Raw genomic sequence first — 14,601 nt, forward strand, 5'->3', positions numbered from 1 at the left:
TGTCCAGCCCCTGCGCCGCGGTCCTGACTGTCGCGGCGCAGGGGAACAGGTAATTTCGATGCTACCAATTTAAATAAATGTTGAACTGGCGACGTGTTTTGGCGTAGCTGGTTCGCAAAATGGTTGTGATTTGAAAGTGGCGCACGCGCTCAACGGTACGAGGGGCCGCATGTTGGGTTCGGTATTGCCGTCGCCCCCAGGCGCTGAGGCAAACCGGCAGGATTACAATCACCGGGCTGAAAGCCTGATACATCAGCCAGAAGGTTTTAGTCAGCAGAGGCGCTTTGCGCGCTGCTTTTTGGGTATTTAATGTTGCATTCGGAGGGGCGGGAGTGACGCTCTTGTGTCATGCGCAGGCCTTGTCGCTGGATCAGGTTGTTGCAGCTATTTACGAAACGGTGATCCGGCCCGAACAGTTCGATCGTTTCTTTCAGCCCCCGCCGAGTGAGCGGGCGGTGACGCTGCGGCGTGGCGGGACTGCGACCGGCGCACGGGACCGAGGAACGCAGCTCTTGCAGTCCCATTTCGCGCGAGCTGCGGAAATCCACGAGGGCCAATGGCAGCAAGCCAACCGCCAGCACCCCGGCAGTTACAAAGGCGTTTGCAGTCGGTTCTGGCTATTGGTGGATGCCGGGTCGGGGGGGCGACTGATCAACGCATCGCAAGGCGCGGCGCGGCAATTGAGCGGCGGTGCCGAACTGATCGACGCGATGGGGCTGACTGCGGCCTCCAGCAATCGCTGGCGCGACTTTCTTCGACAGGTTCATCAGGGGGCGGTATCCGGTCAGGAAGTGCTGCTTCTCGAGACGGGCACTGCCGCTGAGTACATCCTGTGCCGCCCCGTCCTGACATCCCGTTCAGGCGGCGCAGCACGATCTGTCATGGCTGAACGGCTCGAACTGGAGTGGGACAGTGCGGCGGCGGTGCAGGTCGCCTCGGTAATCGGGGCGACTGCGGATGAGCTGGCACCTCTGGAGCGGGCTTCGGCTGAGGGCGCTTTGGTGGCGGGGTCCGTGATCGACCTTGCGTCCCGGCTTGGGGCCCCCGACATTGCTGCGGTGGTTCGCCTCGCGGCCTTTCTGATGACCGAACATGTCCGCGACCTGAAAGTCGCCAGGGGGGAAGTGCTGCCACCAGCCTCCACGCTGGTCGAGCGCAATGGGCGCCGCAGCCAATACTTTCGTCTCGGGGCTGAGACCGGCCAGCCGGTCATCTTCGTGCATGGAATCCTGGATGGGATCGCGCCGCTGCAGCGCTTGCAGCCGCAGCTCCGGCAACTTGGGTTCAGGGTGTTCGCCCCGATGCGGGGCGGCTACGGCAGTTCGGACCCGCTGGCGCCGGGGGAGGATCCGGTTGAAGCCTGCGTGCGGCAGCTGGATGCGCTGATCGCCACGGAAGGTCTGCAAAAACCGATTCTGCTGAGCCACCGGGCGGGGGCCTTGTTCGCCTGCACCGCAGCCAACCGCCTGCACCGCAAAATTCCGGCCTTGCTGGCGGTCGCGGCCAATTGCAACGCCAGTTCACCGCGCCAGTTCAGCGGCATCCGCGGCTATGCGTGGCTGGTGGCGTTTTGCGCCGGGCGCGCGCCGTGGTTGCTGCCTGTCCTTTTGAAGGGCTGGGCCACCGCAATTCGCTGGTACGGCCACGAGATATTGCTGCGCGCCCAAACAGCGCCCGGCAGCCGCGAGCGGGCCCGGCTGGATGCGTTGCACCTGTTGCCGCTCCTGAAGCAAAGTCAGGATTTGTTCCTGAACAAGGGCGGCGCCGGGTGTCTGGCCGACGTGCGGGTGATGCGCAGAGGCTTCGCGCACATGGGGCTGGGGCAAAAGACACGGGCGGTCTTCGTGCATGGCGGTGAAGACCAGGTGGCCCCCCTGCCGCAGATAAGGGAAGCGCTTCGCGGCATGGGCAACGCGCAGCTGTGCGTCAGCCAGGAGGCAGGGGCATCGCTGTTCTATACCTTCCCGGAGCTGGTCCTGACCGCGCTGCAGGATTGTGCGGTCGCCGCATCCGAGTGACGCCTGTGTGTTTTGGGCCGCCAGTTCCGCGAGTTAGCTGTCGCCGAAGACCTGCGTGAAGCTGCGTTTCAGGGCGACATCGACATCGGCCATCGTCACCGGCAGGCCGAGATCGACCAGGCTGGTGACACCATGCTCGGAGATGCCGCAGGGAACGATTCCGGTGAAATGCTCCAGATCGGGTTCGACGTTGATGGAGATCCCGTGGAAGCTGACCCACTTGCGCAGCCGGATGCCGATGGCGGCGATCTTGTCTTCAGCCAGGCCGCCGCTGAGTGTCCGCGGTTTGTCGGGCCGTTCGACCCAGACACCGACACGCCCCTCCCGGATGTGGCCCTGAACGTTGAACTCCTCCAGCGCTGCGATTACCCAGGACTCGAGCTGTTGCACGAAGCGGCGAACGTCATGGCCTCGCTTGCCGACGTTCAGCATCACGTAAACCACCCGCTGGCCGGGGCCGTGATAGGTGTACTGTCCACCGCGCTTGCTGTCGAAAACCGGGAACCGGTCGGGGTCGGTCAGGTCTTCGGGCTTGGCCGAGGTGCCGGCCGTGTAGAGGGGAGGGTGTTCCACCAACCAGATACATTCATCGGCTTCGCCCGCCGCAATGGCCGCCGCGCGTGATTCCATGAAGGCCACCGCCTGATCATAGTCAACCAGACCGTCTGTGGTGATCCATTCAACCATGGCTGTTGCCCTCCGTGATGTGGATGCGCGCTCCCGGCGCATGGGGATGCAGCGGTCAATATCCCGATTCCGGGGCAAGTATCCATAGGCTGCGCTCGCGCTTGATTTCCGTCTTCGGAGGTCGGGTGTTCGCGGTCGTGAACATTCTGGCATAAATGATGATTTTCGACTTCACATCCCCGTCACGCTGGTCTATACGCCGCTACACCAAGCCTAAGACAGTGCGGTCGTGGCGGAATTGGTAGACGCGCAGCGTTGAGGTCGCTGTTCCTTAACCGGAGTGGAAGTTCGAGTCTTCTCGACCGCACCATCTGGGATCCCTGACATGGCACGATGTGCGCCAGGTTGATCAAATCTCCCCCTTAGACCATCGAAGCTACAGCTTTCTGGAGCGCGTCATCGGCGGGACCAAGACTGTTTCGGCAACCGCGCGAGCTGCCGTCGTCTGCCGGTTTTGGCGCGCTGTTCTGCTCAGATTTTACTCGTCTCCATCCTTGTGCCCGCGCCCGCGATTCGGCCAAAAGAAACACCCCGCCGCGGGTTCGCGCGACGGGGTGTTTGCGTGTCTGGTCCGAGCGCAAAAAGCGCTCGGAGCGACTTGAGCGAAGGGCGTCAGCCCTGAAGCGACTTCACCTCGACATCCCCTTCGGCCTGCGCCTTGATCGCACGTGCCGCGGCGTTGGCGCCAGCTGCAGTGGTGAAGTAGGGGATCTTGTCGTAGAGCGCGACGGACCGCATTTCCTTGCTGTCCTCGACCGCCTGTGCGCCCTCGGTGGTGTTCATCAACAGCTGCACCGCGCCATCCTTCAGCATGTCGACCACGTGCGGGCGGCCCTCATAGACCTTGTTGACCAGCTCGCAAGGCACGCCCTGGGCTTCCAGCCAGCTTTGGGTGCCGCGGGTGGCGACAAGGGTAAAGCCTTGCTCCACAAGGATCTGCGCCGCTTCCAGCATCAGCTGGCCCTTGTCGGCATCCTTGATCGATATGAAGGCGCGGCCCTTGGACGGCAGCTTCATGCCAGCGCCCATCTGCGCCTTCAGGAAGGCGCGGGCAAAGGAGCGGTCCCAGCCCATGACTTCGCCGGTGGAGCGCATTTCCGGGCCGAGGATGGTGTCGACGCCCGGGAAGCGGGCAAACGGCAGCACCGCTTCCTTGACCGAGAACCAGGGCATGTCCGGGTCGGCCAGGGTCATCGGGTCGGCAATCGGGGTGTTGACGTCATAGCCCGCATCCGGCCCGTAGGGCGGCCGCATCGGGAAGTTGGTCAGCGGCTCGCCGGCCATCACGCGGGCGGCGATAGAGGCGATGGCGCTGTCGGTTGCCTTGGCAACAAACGGCACGGTGCGCGAGGCGCGCGGGTTCACCTCGATCAGGTAGATCTCGCCGTCCTTGATCGCGAACTGCACGTTCATCAGGCCGACCACGTTCAGCGCCAGCGCGAGGGCGTTGGTCTGTTCCTTGATCTGCTCGATGACGTCCTTGTCGAGCGAGTAGGGCGGCAGGCTGCAGGCAGAGTCGCCGGAGTGCACGCCGGCTTCTTCGATGTGCTGCATGATGCCGGTCACATGCACGTTCTTGCCATCGCACAGCGCGTCCACGTCCAGTTCCACCGCGCCGGCCAAGTAGCTGTCGAGCAGCACCGGGCTGTCGCCGGACACCACGACCGCCTCGTTGATGTACCGTTTGAGGTGGTCCATGTCGCGGACGATTTCCATCGCCCGGCCACCCAGCACGTAGGAGGGGCGGATCACCAGCGGGAAGCCGATGTCCTCGGCAATCGCCAGCGCCTGTTCGTCGGTGGACGCGATGCCGTTCTTCGGCTGCTTGAGGCCCAGCTTGTTGACCAGCGCCTGGAAGCGCTCGCGGTCTTCGGCCAGGTCGATGGCATCGGGCGAGGTGCCCAGGATCGGGATGCCCTCGGCCTCCAGCGCGTTGGCCAGTTTCAGCGGGGTCTGGCCGCCGAACTGCACGATGACGCCGTGCAGGGTGCCGTTGTCCTGCTCGACCCGCAGGATCTCCATCACGTGTTCGAACGTCAGCGGCTCGAAATACAGCCGGTCCGAAGTGTCATAGTCGGTCGACACCGTTTCCGGGTTGCAGTTGATCATGATGGTTTCATAGCCCGCATCGGTCAGCGCAAAGCAGGCGTGGCAGCAGCAGTAGTCGAATTCGATGCCCTGACCGATCCGGTTGGGGCCACCGCCGAGGATGACGACCTTCTTCTTGTCCGACGGGCGCGCCTCGCATTCGACATCGCCGAATGCGGGGGTCTCGTAGGTGGAGTACATGTAGGGGGTCTGCGCCTCGAACTCGGCAGCGCAGGTGTCGATCCGTTTGAACACGGCGTTGACGCCCAGGGCGCGGCGGGCGGCGCGGACGTCGGCTTCCTTCTGGCCGGTCAGCTTGGCCAGGCGGGCGTCGGTGAAGCCCAGCATCTTGAGCGCGCGCAGGCCCGCTTCGTCCTTGGGCAGGCCGTCCTCACGGATCTTGGCTTCGGCTTCGACGATCTCGCGGATGCGGGCCAGGAACCAGGGGTCGAACTTGGTGACGGCGTGGATTTCATCATCCGACAGGCCGTGGCGCATCGCCTGGGCGATGGTGCGCATCCGGTCGGGCGTCTGCTTGCCGATCGCCTTGATCACGGCGGCCTTGTCGCCCGCAGGCTCCCACGCACCGGCGCCGACGCCGTCGATCATAACCTCGTCAAAGCCGGTGAGGCCGGATTCCATCGAGGCCAGTGCCTTTTGCAGCGATTCATGGATGGTGCGGCCAATGGCCATCGCCTCGCCCACGGATTTCATTGCGGTGGTGAGGTACGGCTCGGAGCCCGGGAATTTCTCAAAGGCGAATTTCGGAATCTTGGTGACGACATAGTCGATGGTCGGCTCGAACGACGCCGGGGTCACCTTGGTGATGTCGTTGTCCAGCTCGTCCAGGGTGTAGCCGACCGCCAGTTTTGCCGCGATCTTGGCGATCGGGAAGCCGGTCGCCTTGGAGGCCAGCGCCGAGGAGCGCGACACCCGCGGGTTCATCTCGATCACCACCATGCGGCCGTCAGCGGGGTTCACCGCCCACTGCACGTTGGAGCCGCCGGTCTCGACGCCGATCTCGCGCAGCACGTTGATCGAGTGGGTGCGCATGATCTGGTATTCTTTGTCGGTCAGCGTCAGCGCCGGGGCGACGGTGATCGAGTCGCCGGTGTGCACGCCCATCGGGTCGACGTTTTCGATGGAGCAGACGATGATCGCGTTGTCCGCCTTGTCGCGGACCACCTCCATTTCGTATTCCTTCCAGCCCAGCAGGCTCTCGTCGACCAGGATCTGGTTCACCGGCGAGGCGTCCATGCCGGAGCGGCAGAAGTGGATGTAGTCGTCACGGTTGTAGGCCACACCACCACCGGTGCCGCCGAGGGTGAAGGCCGGGCGAATGATCGCGGGCAGGCCGATCTCATCCAGCGCTTCCAGCGCGATGCGCACGCCTTCGTCCAGATCGGCAGAACCGTCCGCCTTCTTGGGCGCGGTGACGATGGTGGCCTTGGGGTTTTCGATGCCGAGGCGATCCATCGCTTCACGGAACAGCTTGCGGTCTTCGGCCATCTCGATGGCCTCGCGCTTGGCGCCAATCATCTCGACGCCGTATTTCTCAAGCACGCCCATCTCTTCCAGCGCCAGCGAGGTGTTGAGGCCGGTCTGACCGCCCATGGTGGGCAGCAGCGCGTCAGGGCGCTCTTTCTCGATGATCTTGGCGACCACTTCGGGGGTGATCGGCTCGATATAGGTGGCATCGGCCAGGCCCGGATCGGTCATGATGGTGGCCGGGTTGGAGTTCACTAGGATGACCCGGTAGCCCTCTTCGCGCAGTGCCTTACAGGCCTGGGCGCCGGAGTAGTCAAACTCGCAGGCTTGCCCAATGACAATCGGACCGGCTCCGATGATCATGATCGACTGGATGTCCGTTCTTTTGGGCATGGCAGGCTTCCTTTGGTTTTTTCGCGCGAGCAGGCTTTGAATCACGGGCGCCGAGGTGCGCCCAAATTGTCCTGCGTTATAGGCACCGCGCCGAAAGGTTCAAGGGGGATCGGAAAAGGATTGGAAAATGCCGCATCCACCCCCTTTGTTCGCATTGCGAACGTCTATATGTGGGGGCCAGAAACTGATGGAGTCAATTCTGGTGCGGATTCGTTTTGATCGCGGACCCTTGCAGGGTGGCACATATTTTGACCGGCCGCAGCGCGTGATCCGTGCCGATCGGCCGGAACAGGTGTCCGCGGCGCTGGCTGCACTGGATAGGGCGCGGGCTGAGGGGAACTGGCTCGCAGGCTATGCCACCTATGAGCTGGGCTACGCGCTGGAGCCGAAGCTGGCGGGCCGGATGCCTGAAGGGCGGCGGCTGCCGCTGTTGTGTTTCGGGGTCTACGAGGCACCGCTGCCGCAGAACGCTGAGGGCCACGCGCGGCCCGGTCTGCAGCCGGGCTGTGCTGGTTTGGAAGCAGTTACCCCCCGTTGGACCTATGAACGCTACGCCGAGGCCTTCGCCGAGGTGAACCGCAACATCGGCAAGGGCGACATCTATCAGGCCAATCTGACCTTCCCGATTGATGCGGATGCCTATGGGACCGCTGGGGAGCTCTATGCCGCGCTGCAGGCCAAGCAGGCGGTCGGCCACGGCGTGCTGGTCGAACAGGACGGTTTGCCGGACCTTCTGTCGCGCTCGCCGGAGCTGTTCTTCCGCACTGATGCCGAAGGCATGATCGAGACCCGCCCGATGAAGGGCACCCAGCCGCGCAGCGACGATCCGCTCGAGGATGCGCGCCGCCGCGACTTTTTGCGCCAGGACGAGAAAAACCGCGCCGAGAACCTGATGATCGTTGATCTTCTGCGCAACGACATCAGCCGCGTCGCGCAGACCGGTTCGGTGCATGTGCCGGAGCTGTTCGCGGTGGAGAGCTACGCCACCGTGCACCAGATGGTGTCGCTGGTGCGGGCGAAACTGCGGCCCGATGCGGGGCTGGCGGATATCTTGGCCGCGTTGTTTCCCTGCGGCTCGATCACCGGTGCCCCCAAGATCCGCGCGATGGAAATCCTGGCCGAGCTGGAGCCCTGGGCGCGTGACATCTATTGTGGGACCATCGGCTGGGCCGCACCGGATGGATCGTCCGAGTTCAACGTGGCGATCCGCACGGTGATGCTGGAGGACGGGCGCGCCACCCTGAACGTGGGCGGCGGCGTGGTCTGGGACAGCACCGCTCAAGCCGAATATGAGGAAGCGCTATGGAAAGCCCGGTTCGCCCAGGTACCGCCGTCCAGAACGATCCCGCTTTCCGCCTGATCGAGACTTTTGGCTGGCACCCGGGCGAGGGCGCGCGTCATCTGGCATTGCACCTGGCCCGGATGGAGCGAAGCGCTCAGGCGCTTGGCGTTCCTTTCGATCGCGAAAAGGCGCAGGCAGCCGTGACTGAAGCAGGCGGTGACGCGCCGCAGCGCTGCCGGTTGACGCTGGACGCGGCCGGACAGTTCGCGCTGGGCACGACACCGCTGGGGACAACGCCCGCGATGTGGCGGCTGGGGATCTCGCAAGCGCGTCTCGACAGCGGCGATGTCTGGCTGCGGCACAAGACAACCCGTCGCGCGCTTTACGATGCTGCCCGGGCCGCGCTGCCGGAGGGCGTGGACGAGCTGTTGTTCGTCAACCAGCGGGGCGAAGTCTGCGAGGGGACGATCACCAACATCTTCGTCATAGGCCCGGACGGGCAGATGAAAACGCCACCGCTGGCGTGCGGCTTGCTGCCCGGGGTGTTGCGCCAGCATCTGCTGGAACGCGCGGAATGCCGCGAGGCGGTGCTGACGCTGGCGGATCTACGGAATGCGCAGGCCATCTATATGGGCAATTCCCTGCGCGGGCTGATACCGGCACGGCTGGTCGAAGGCTGAGCCCGGTCATCCGGATCAGCTGCGCGGTTGCCTCACCCGGGCCAGGAAACGGGCAGGGGCCAAGCCTGAAGTTGGCCAGCCGGCCCAGATGGCGGCATCACGCCGACATGGCGGGCAGGGGGTGAGAGGTGGTCCGGGGAGCGCTGCCGGGGGCAAAAACGCTCGGGTAACCGCTCCGAAAGCGCCCAGTTTGCTTGACAAGCGAGCCGCAACCTAGTGTACCAGCCCGGACGAATTCCAGCGCCGCCTTGGCGCATCCCTACGGACGGTCCGCCCCCGGTCAGGCGGCCCTCAAGACGGCCCGAGACACGAAAGGTCAACCCATGCACGCTTACCGCAGCCATACCTGCGCCGAACTGAACAAATCCAACGTCGGTGAAACCGTCCGCCTCTCGGGCTGGGTTCACCGGGTCCGGGACCACGGTGGTCTGTTGTTCATTGACCTGCGGGACCATTATGGCGTGACCCAGGTGATGGCGGACCCGGACAGCCCGGTGTTTGCCGAGATCGAGAAGGTCCGCTCCGAATGGTGCATCCGCATCGACGGCGAAGTAAAGGCCCGTGACGAAAGCCTCGTGAACCCCAAGATCTCGACCGGCGAAATCGAAGTCTTCATCCGCGACATCGAGGTTCTCGGCAAATCCGAAGAGCTGCCGCTGATGGTCTTCGGCGAGCAGGAATACCCCGAGGAAACCCGCCTGCGCTATCGCTACCTCGACCTGCGCCGCGAGAAGATGCAGAAGAACATGGTGCTGCGCGCCAACATGATCCAATCGATCCGCAAGCGGATGTGGGATCTTGGCTTCAACGAGTACCAGACTCCGATCATCACCGCCTCCAGCCCCGAGGGCGCGCGCGACTTCCTGGTGCCCTCGCGTCTGCATCCGGGCAAGTTCTACGCGCTGCCGCAGGCACCGCAGCAGTTCAAGCAGCTGATGATGGTCTCCGGCTTCGACAAGTATTTCCAGATCGCGCCCTGCTTCCGCGACGAGGACCCGCGCGCCGACCGGTCGCCCGCCGATTTCTACCAGCTCGACATGGAAATGTCCTTTGTCACCCAGCAGGATGTCTTCGATACCATCGCGCCGGTGATGGCAGGCGTGTTCGAGGAGTTCGGCGGTGGCCGCAAGGTGGATGCGCCGCACGAGTGGCCGCAGATTTCCTACAAGGATGCGGCCAAGTGGTACGGCACCGACAAGCCGGACCTGCGCAACCCGATCAAGATGCAGGATTGCTCCGAGCATTTCCGCGGCTCGGGCTTTGCCATCTTCGCCAAGCTTCTCGAGCAGGAGGGCACCGAAATCCGGGCCATCCCGGCCCCCACCGGCGGCTCCCGCAAGTTCTGCGACCGCATGAACAAGTTCGCGCAAGGCGAAGGCCTGCCGGGCATGGGCTACATCTTCTGGCGCGAGGGCGCCGACGGCATGGAGGCGGCCGGTCCGCTGGCCAAGAACATCGGCCCCGAGCGTACCGAGGCGATCCGCCAGCAGCTGGGACTGGGCGTTGGCGATGCGGCCTTCTTCCTGGGCGGCAAGCCGAAGTCCTTTGAAGCGGTGGCTGGCAAGGCCCGCACCGTGATCGGCGAAGAGTTGGGCCTGATTGACAAGGATCGCTTTGCCTTTGCCTGGATCGTCGATTTCCCGATCTACGAGCAGGACGAGGAAACCGGCAAGATCGATTTCGAGCACAACCCGTTCTCGATGCCGCAGGGCGGTATGGACGCGCTACTGTCCGATCCGCTGTCGGTCAAGGGCTACCAGTATGACCTCGCCTGCAACGGTTACGAGCTGGTCTCCGGCGCAATCCGGAACCACAAGCCGGAAATCATGTTCAAGGCGTTTGAAATCGCTGGCTATGGCGAGGAAGAGGTGCGCAAGCGCTTCGGTGGCATGGTCAACGCGTTCCAGTACGGCGCCCCGCCGCACGGTGGTTGCGCGGCCGGCATCGACCGCATGGTCATGCTGCTGGCAGACGAGGCCAACATCCGCGAAGTCATCATGTTCCCGATGAACCAGCGCGCCGAAGACCTGATGATGTCGGCCCCCTCCGAGCCGATGGCGGAGCAGCTGATGGAACTGGGGCTGCGGGTGATCCCGCAGGATCAGTAACGGCAACGGACTGCTGCAGTAGGATTGCATTGGAAAGGCTCGGGGTTCGTTCCCCGGGCCTTTTTCGTCTTGGCGTCCTTGGGGTCGTCCGGGCTGCGACAGGCGGGGTTTTGCACGGCGGGCGACGGAACCGGCGGAGCTCCGCCGTGTAAGATCAACTGAACTGTGGCAGGCGGGCCGTGATCGGGTATTCTTGCCGCAGGTGACGGACCACTGGGAGTTTCGGTGCGATGCAGTTTGACAGTGATCTGGCAGCGATCCGCTTTGGCTGCGGCTTGTCACCAAGGGTCGCGGCGCCGACCTCGGTAACCGAGATGCTGACGCGGCTGCAAGGGCCGGACGAAATGGCCAGGCGCTTTCCGATCGCCAGCCTTGAGGAAGCCTCTGCAACTGTGCCGGAGTACCGGCGGTTGAACCGGCAGCGGCGGCAGGCCGAGGACGCGGCGGCGCAATCTGAGGCGGAGCAGGCGTTCAAGGCGCTGCGGCGAAAGAATGTGCAGGACCGCTTGCGCTGGCATGGGCAGCGCCTGTTGCGGCAGGTGAATACACGCGACGGGCTGCGCGAGCGGCTGACGTTGTTCTGGGCGGATCATTTCACGGCCCAGGGCAAATCTCCGGCCACCCGGATGCTGGCAGCGCCCTATGCCGAGAGCGTGATTCGACCGCATCTGACAGGCCGGTTCGAGGAGATGTTGATTGCCGCCGTCACCAGCCCCCTGATGCTGCACTATCTGGATCAGAACCGGTCAACCGGGCCCGGCAGCCCGGCCGCGAAACAGCGCAAGGGGCGCGACGGGCTGAATGAGAATCTCGCCCGCGAAGTTCTCGAGCTGCACACGCTCGGCGTTGGTGGCCCCTACAGCCAGACGGATGTGCGCCAGTTGGCGGAGCTGTTCACCGGGCTGGGGCTTACCCGCGACAACCAGTTTGTCTTTCGACCGCGCATGGCCGAACCGGGGGCTGAAACGGTGCTGGGGCAAAGCTATGGCGGGGGGCGTGCCCGGCTGGAGCAGGTATTGGACGCGCTGCGTGATCTCGCGCGCCACCCGGTCACGGCGCGGCATATAGGTTGGAAACTGGCCGTGCATTTCACCGCGGATGAGCCGGACCCGGACCTGGTTGAGCAGCTCGCCGCCCGCTATCAGTCGACTGACGGAGATCTTTTGGCGGTCTATCAGGCTTTGTTGGAGCATCCTGCCGCCTGGGCGCCGAAATTGGCCAACGTTAAGCCGCCGTTCGACTACGTGGCCTCTGCCTGCCGGGCGCTGGGGCTGAATGACGACCAGATCGCTGGTCTGCGCCCGGGCCAGCAGCGCCGCTTGTTCCTCACACCGTTGACGCCGATGGGGCAGCGTTGGGGCTTTTCCAACGGGCCGGATGGTTGGCCCGAGGAAGACAGCGCCTGGATCACGCCCGCCGCACTGGCGGCGCGGTTGCGCTGGGCGCTGGCCGCGCCGCGGCAACTGACCGAGCCTTTGCCGGATCCGCGACAGTTTGCAGCCACTGCCTTGGGTCACTTCGCGGATGCACGGGTGCAATTCGCGGCCGGGGCGGCCGAAACACGGGCGGAGGCTATCGGGCTGGTGCTGTCCGCCCCGGCCTTCCAGCGCCGCTGAGACCAGGAGATCGCCATGACGTTGTCCCGCCGTTCCTTTCTGACCCGCACAGCCGCCATGGGCTGTTCACTGGCGGCCAGCCCGCTGCTGACGCCTGTCAGCTTTGCCGCCGCGCCTTGGGAGACCCGGCTGGTGGTCATTATCCTGCGCGGCGGGATGGATGCGCTTGACGTGGTGCAGCCCTATGGCGACCCCGATCTCGCCAAATTGCGCAAGTCCTTGTCAGCCGGGCCACAGGCCGGGGCGACGGATCTGGACGGGTTTTATGCGCTGCATCCGGGCCTCGCCAACCTGATGCCGCTGTGGCAGCGCGGTGAGCTTGGGTTCGTGCAGGCGGTTTCCACGCCCTATCGCGACCGGCGCAGCCACTTTGATGGTCAGGACCTGCTGGAGGCCGGCACGATGGCGCTCGGCACCGCTGATGGTGGCTGGTTGAACCGCATGTTGCAGCAGATGCCGGAGGTCGAAGCGCGCACCGCTTTCGCCATCGGCCACGAAAGACTGCTGATGCTGGAAGGGGCGGCTCCGGTCTCGCAATGGGCGCCAGGTGCCGGCTTGGCAATGTCGCCGCAGGCCGAGCGTCTGGCGGGGCTGCTGATGGAGGATGACCCGCTGTTTCACCGCGCCCTGAACGAGGCGCTGGAACTGACCCGCGGGGATCTGTCGCTTGGCGATGGCGGTTCCGAGGACAGCGAGGAAGACGGGTCGATGCAGACGATGATGCAGCCACCGTCTGGCAAGGCTCATACGCAGGTCGCGGACTACGCGGCGCAGCAGCTCAGCGGCGACGCCCGGATTGCGGCTTTCTCGATCAACGGATGGGATACGCATTTTCGCCAGGCTGCCGGACTGACCTCGGCGCTGGGGCGGTTGTCGGACACGATCCTGACCTTGCGCGACAGTGTCGGGGCTCCGGTCTGGCAGAAAACGGTTGTTGTCGCCGTGACCGAGTTCGGACGGACCGCCCGCGAGAATGGCACTGGCGGCACGGACCACGGCACGGGCGGGGCGATGCTGTTGGCGGGGGGCGCGCTGCGGGGCGGTCGGGTGCTGGGGCAGTGGCCGGGCCTTGCGGAGGCGGATCTTTACGACCGGCGCGACCTGATGCCCACAGGGGACGTGCGCAGCCACTTGGCCTGGCTTTTGCACGGTGCGACTGGTGCGACGCAGCGCGACCTTGAAAATGTGGTCTTTCCCGGGTTGGACATGGGGGCGGATCCGCAGCTGCTGCTTTAGCCGCAGACCGATCACGCAGGGGGCAGCCAGGTCCGCGCCGCAAGCCAAGCGCGCCCGTCCGCGGGCGGTGCCCAGCTCCTCCGGTCAGCCCTTGTCAGCCCTTGGGGGGGTGCAGGATCAGCGGTTGATCCGCAGCCGTGCTGCGGTTGCGGCGGATGGTGCGTGCCTCCAGCCGGGTCTGACCATAAAGCACGATCACCAGGGTCGTCAGGGCGATCAGGAAAATCTCGCCCATGTCAGATCGCCGCCTTGCGTTCCAGCCGCTCCTGCACGAGACCGGCGACGATTGCCGTATCCTGCGTCAGCGGTTTGCCGTTTCGACGCGATTCCGCCAGCTGCTCGGCTGCGTCGGCCAGCGCCCGGTCTCCGGCGCTGCGGGCAACGCCGCCGAGAAATTGCGCGAGATAGGCGATGGTCTTCTCTTCCTGTCCCATGCTGAGGACATCCGCGGCATGGGCCATGTCGTCGCGAAAGGCGAGCTGGTCGGGTTCTACGGTCTCATCCGTCAGGCTGCGCGGTCCGCTGGCCTGCTGGCTGGCGGGCAGGGCGGCTAGGATCTTCTGCTGAAAGGTCGCAAGCGAGGTGATGGGCTTTTCCATGAAATCGGCGGCCCCGGCCTCAATGGCGGGCTGCTGCAGCGCCGGGTCGCCGGACGTGGCGAGGATGACATCCGGGCGCGCGCTGGCCGTGGCAAGCTCGCTGATCAGATCCAGACCGGACCCATCCGGCAGGCCGACATCGACGATCAGCACCGAGGGACGATAGACCTGCAAATGGCGGCGGGCCGATTTCAGGCAATCGGCGCGGCGAATGCGGGCACCGCTTCGCAGGCACAGAAGACGCATGGCTTCGCAGGCAAAGCGGCTGTCCTCCACTACGAGAATGGTCAGGCCCAGGAGAGGGCGGCGTGAAGTGGGCATGCGTTGGGCGGCTGCAAACAGTTCCGAATCGTCCATAACTTATCCTCCTTGCGGGATATGCCACGACGCTAGGAACTCTAGGCTA

General features: G+C 64.7%; 10 protein-coding genes and 1 tRNA gene. 7 read left to right on the plus strand and 4 right to left on the minus strand.

Annotation, left to right across the window (positions count from 1 at the left end; genetic code table 11):
• The first annotated feature begins 332 nt into the window (after positions 1–332).
• Positions 333–2,018, plus strand: a complete 1,686-nt coding sequence (locus AB9K35_RS11130; RefSeq protein ID WP_369926086.1) for an alpha/beta fold hydrolase — start codon at positions 333–335, stop codon at positions 2,016–2,018.
• A 33-nt stretch (positions 2,019–2,051) separates the two neighbouring features.
• On the opposite strand, the gene lipB is transcribed toward AB9K35_RS11130, so the two are convergent.
• A complete protein-coding gene (lipB, locus tag AB9K35_RS11135; RefSeq protein ID WP_369926088.1) occupies positions 2,052–2,747 on the minus strand; it encodes a lipoyl(octanoyl) transferase LipB in 696 nt (231 codons plus the stop codon).
• Between the two features lie 181 nt (positions 2,748–2,928).
• On the opposite strand from lipB, the gene AB9K35_RS11140 reads away from it, so the two are divergent.
• A tRNA-Leu gene (locus tag AB9K35_RS11140) sits at positions 2,929–3,015 on the plus strand.
• A 302-nt stretch (positions 3,016–3,317) separates the two neighbouring features.
• Here AB9K35_RS11140 and carB read toward each other — a convergent pair.
• The gene (carB, locus tag AB9K35_RS11145; RefSeq protein WP_369926090.1) at positions 3,318–6,674 is read right to left on the minus strand and encodes a carbamoyl-phosphate synthase large subunit; all 3,357 of its coding nucleotides are present in this window, start codon (positions 6,672–6,674) and stop codon (positions 3,318–3,320) included.
• Between the two features lie 202 nt (positions 6,675–6,876).
• Between carB and AB9K35_RS11150 the strand changes: the two genes are divergently transcribed.
• The 5 genes from AB9K35_RS11150 (at position 6,877) to AB9K35_RS11170 (ending at position 13,596) form a co-directional block, all read left to right on the plus strand.
• Entirely contained in the window at positions 6,877–8,034 is a 1,158-nt protein-coding gene (locus AB9K35_RS11150; RefSeq protein ID WP_369926092.1) for an aminodeoxychorismate synthase component I, read from the plus strand.
• Positions 7,977–8,636 (plus strand): aminotransferase class IV family protein, encoded by a 660-nt coding sequence (locus tag AB9K35_RS11155; protein ID WP_369926094.1) that lies wholly within the window; start codon positions 7,977–7,979, stop codon positions 8,634–8,636. The genes AB9K35_RS11150 and AB9K35_RS11155 overlap by 58 nt, the downstream gene beginning before the upstream one ends.
• A gap of 323 nt (positions 8,637–8,959) precedes the next feature.
• Positions 8,960–10,744 (plus strand): aspartate--tRNA ligase, encoded by a 1,785-nt coding sequence (gene aspS, locus AB9K35_RS11160; protein WP_222455264.1) that lies wholly within the window; start codon positions 8,960–8,962, stop codon positions 10,742–10,744.
• Positions 10,745–10,974: 230 nt separating this feature from the next.
• Positions 10,975–12,360: a DUF1800 family protein gene (locus tag AB9K35_RS11165; protein ID WP_369926095.1), complete on the plus strand. Its 1,386-nt coding sequence runs from the start codon at positions 10,975–10,977 to the stop codon at positions 12,358–12,360.
• 15 nt (positions 12,361–12,375) lie between these two features.
• The gene (locus AB9K35_RS11170) at positions 12,376–13,596 is read left to right on the plus strand and encodes a DUF1501 domain-containing protein (RefSeq protein WP_369926097.1); all 1,221 of its coding nucleotides are present in this window, start codon (positions 12,376–12,378) and stop codon (positions 13,594–13,596) included.
• 94 nt (positions 13,597–13,690) lie between these two features.
• Here the strand turns inward: AB9K35_RS11170 and AB9K35_RS11175 are convergent, their stop codons facing one another.
• Positions 13,691–13,831 carry a hypothetical protein gene (locus AB9K35_RS11175; RefSeq protein ID WP_369926098.1) on the minus strand — a complete coding sequence of 47 codons (141 nt, stop codon included), beginning with the start codon at positions 13,829–13,831 and terminating at the stop codon, positions 13,691–13,693.
• Position 13,832: 1 nt separating this feature from the next.
• A complete protein-coding gene (locus AB9K35_RS11180; RefSeq protein WP_222455261.1) occupies positions 13,833–14,552 on the minus strand; it encodes a response regulator in 720 nt (239 codons plus the stop codon).
• Positions 14,553–14,601: the final 49 nt, after the last annotated feature.

Source organism: Leisingera sp. XS_AS12 (assembly GCF_041224635.1).
In the GTDB taxonomy this organism is placed as follows: Bacteria; Pseudomonadota; Alphaproteobacteria; order Rhodobacterales; family Rhodobacteraceae; genus Leisingera.

What these genes read in the sequence shown, in the direction of transcription:
- AB9K35_RS11175 (WP_369926098.1), bottom strand. Translation starts at nt 13,831, where the DNA reads ATGGGCGAGATTTTCCTGATCGCCCTGACGACCCTGGTGATCGTGCTT.
- AB9K35_RS11165 (WP_369926095.1), top strand. Translation starts at nt 10,975, where the DNA reads ATGCAGTTTGACAGTGATCTGGCAGCGATCCGCTTTGGCTGCGGCTTG.
- AB9K35_RS11180 (WP_222455261.1), bottom strand. Translation starts at nt 14,552, where the DNA reads ATGGACGATTCGGAACTGTTTGCAGCCGCCCAACGCATGCCCACTTCA.
- aspS (WP_222455264.1), top strand. Translation starts at nt 8,960, where the DNA reads ATGCACGCTTACCGCAGCCATACCTGCGCCGAACTGAACAAATCCAAC.
- AB9K35_RS11155 (WP_369926094.1), top strand. Translation starts at nt 7,977, where the DNA reads ATGGAAAGCCCGGTTCGCCCAGGTACCGCCGTCCAGAACGATCCCGCT.
- lipB (WP_369926088.1), bottom strand. Translation starts at nt 2,747, where the DNA reads ATGCGCCGGGAGCGCGCATCCACATCACGGAGGGCAACAGCCATGGTT.
- AB9K35_RS11170 (WP_369926097.1), top strand. Translation starts at nt 12,376, where the DNA reads ATGACGTTGTCCCGCCGTTCCTTTCTGACCCGCACAGCCGCCATGGGC.
- carB (WP_369926090.1), bottom strand. Translation starts at nt 6,674, where the DNA reads ATGCCCAAAAGAACGGACATCCAGTCGATCATGATCATCGGAGCCGGT.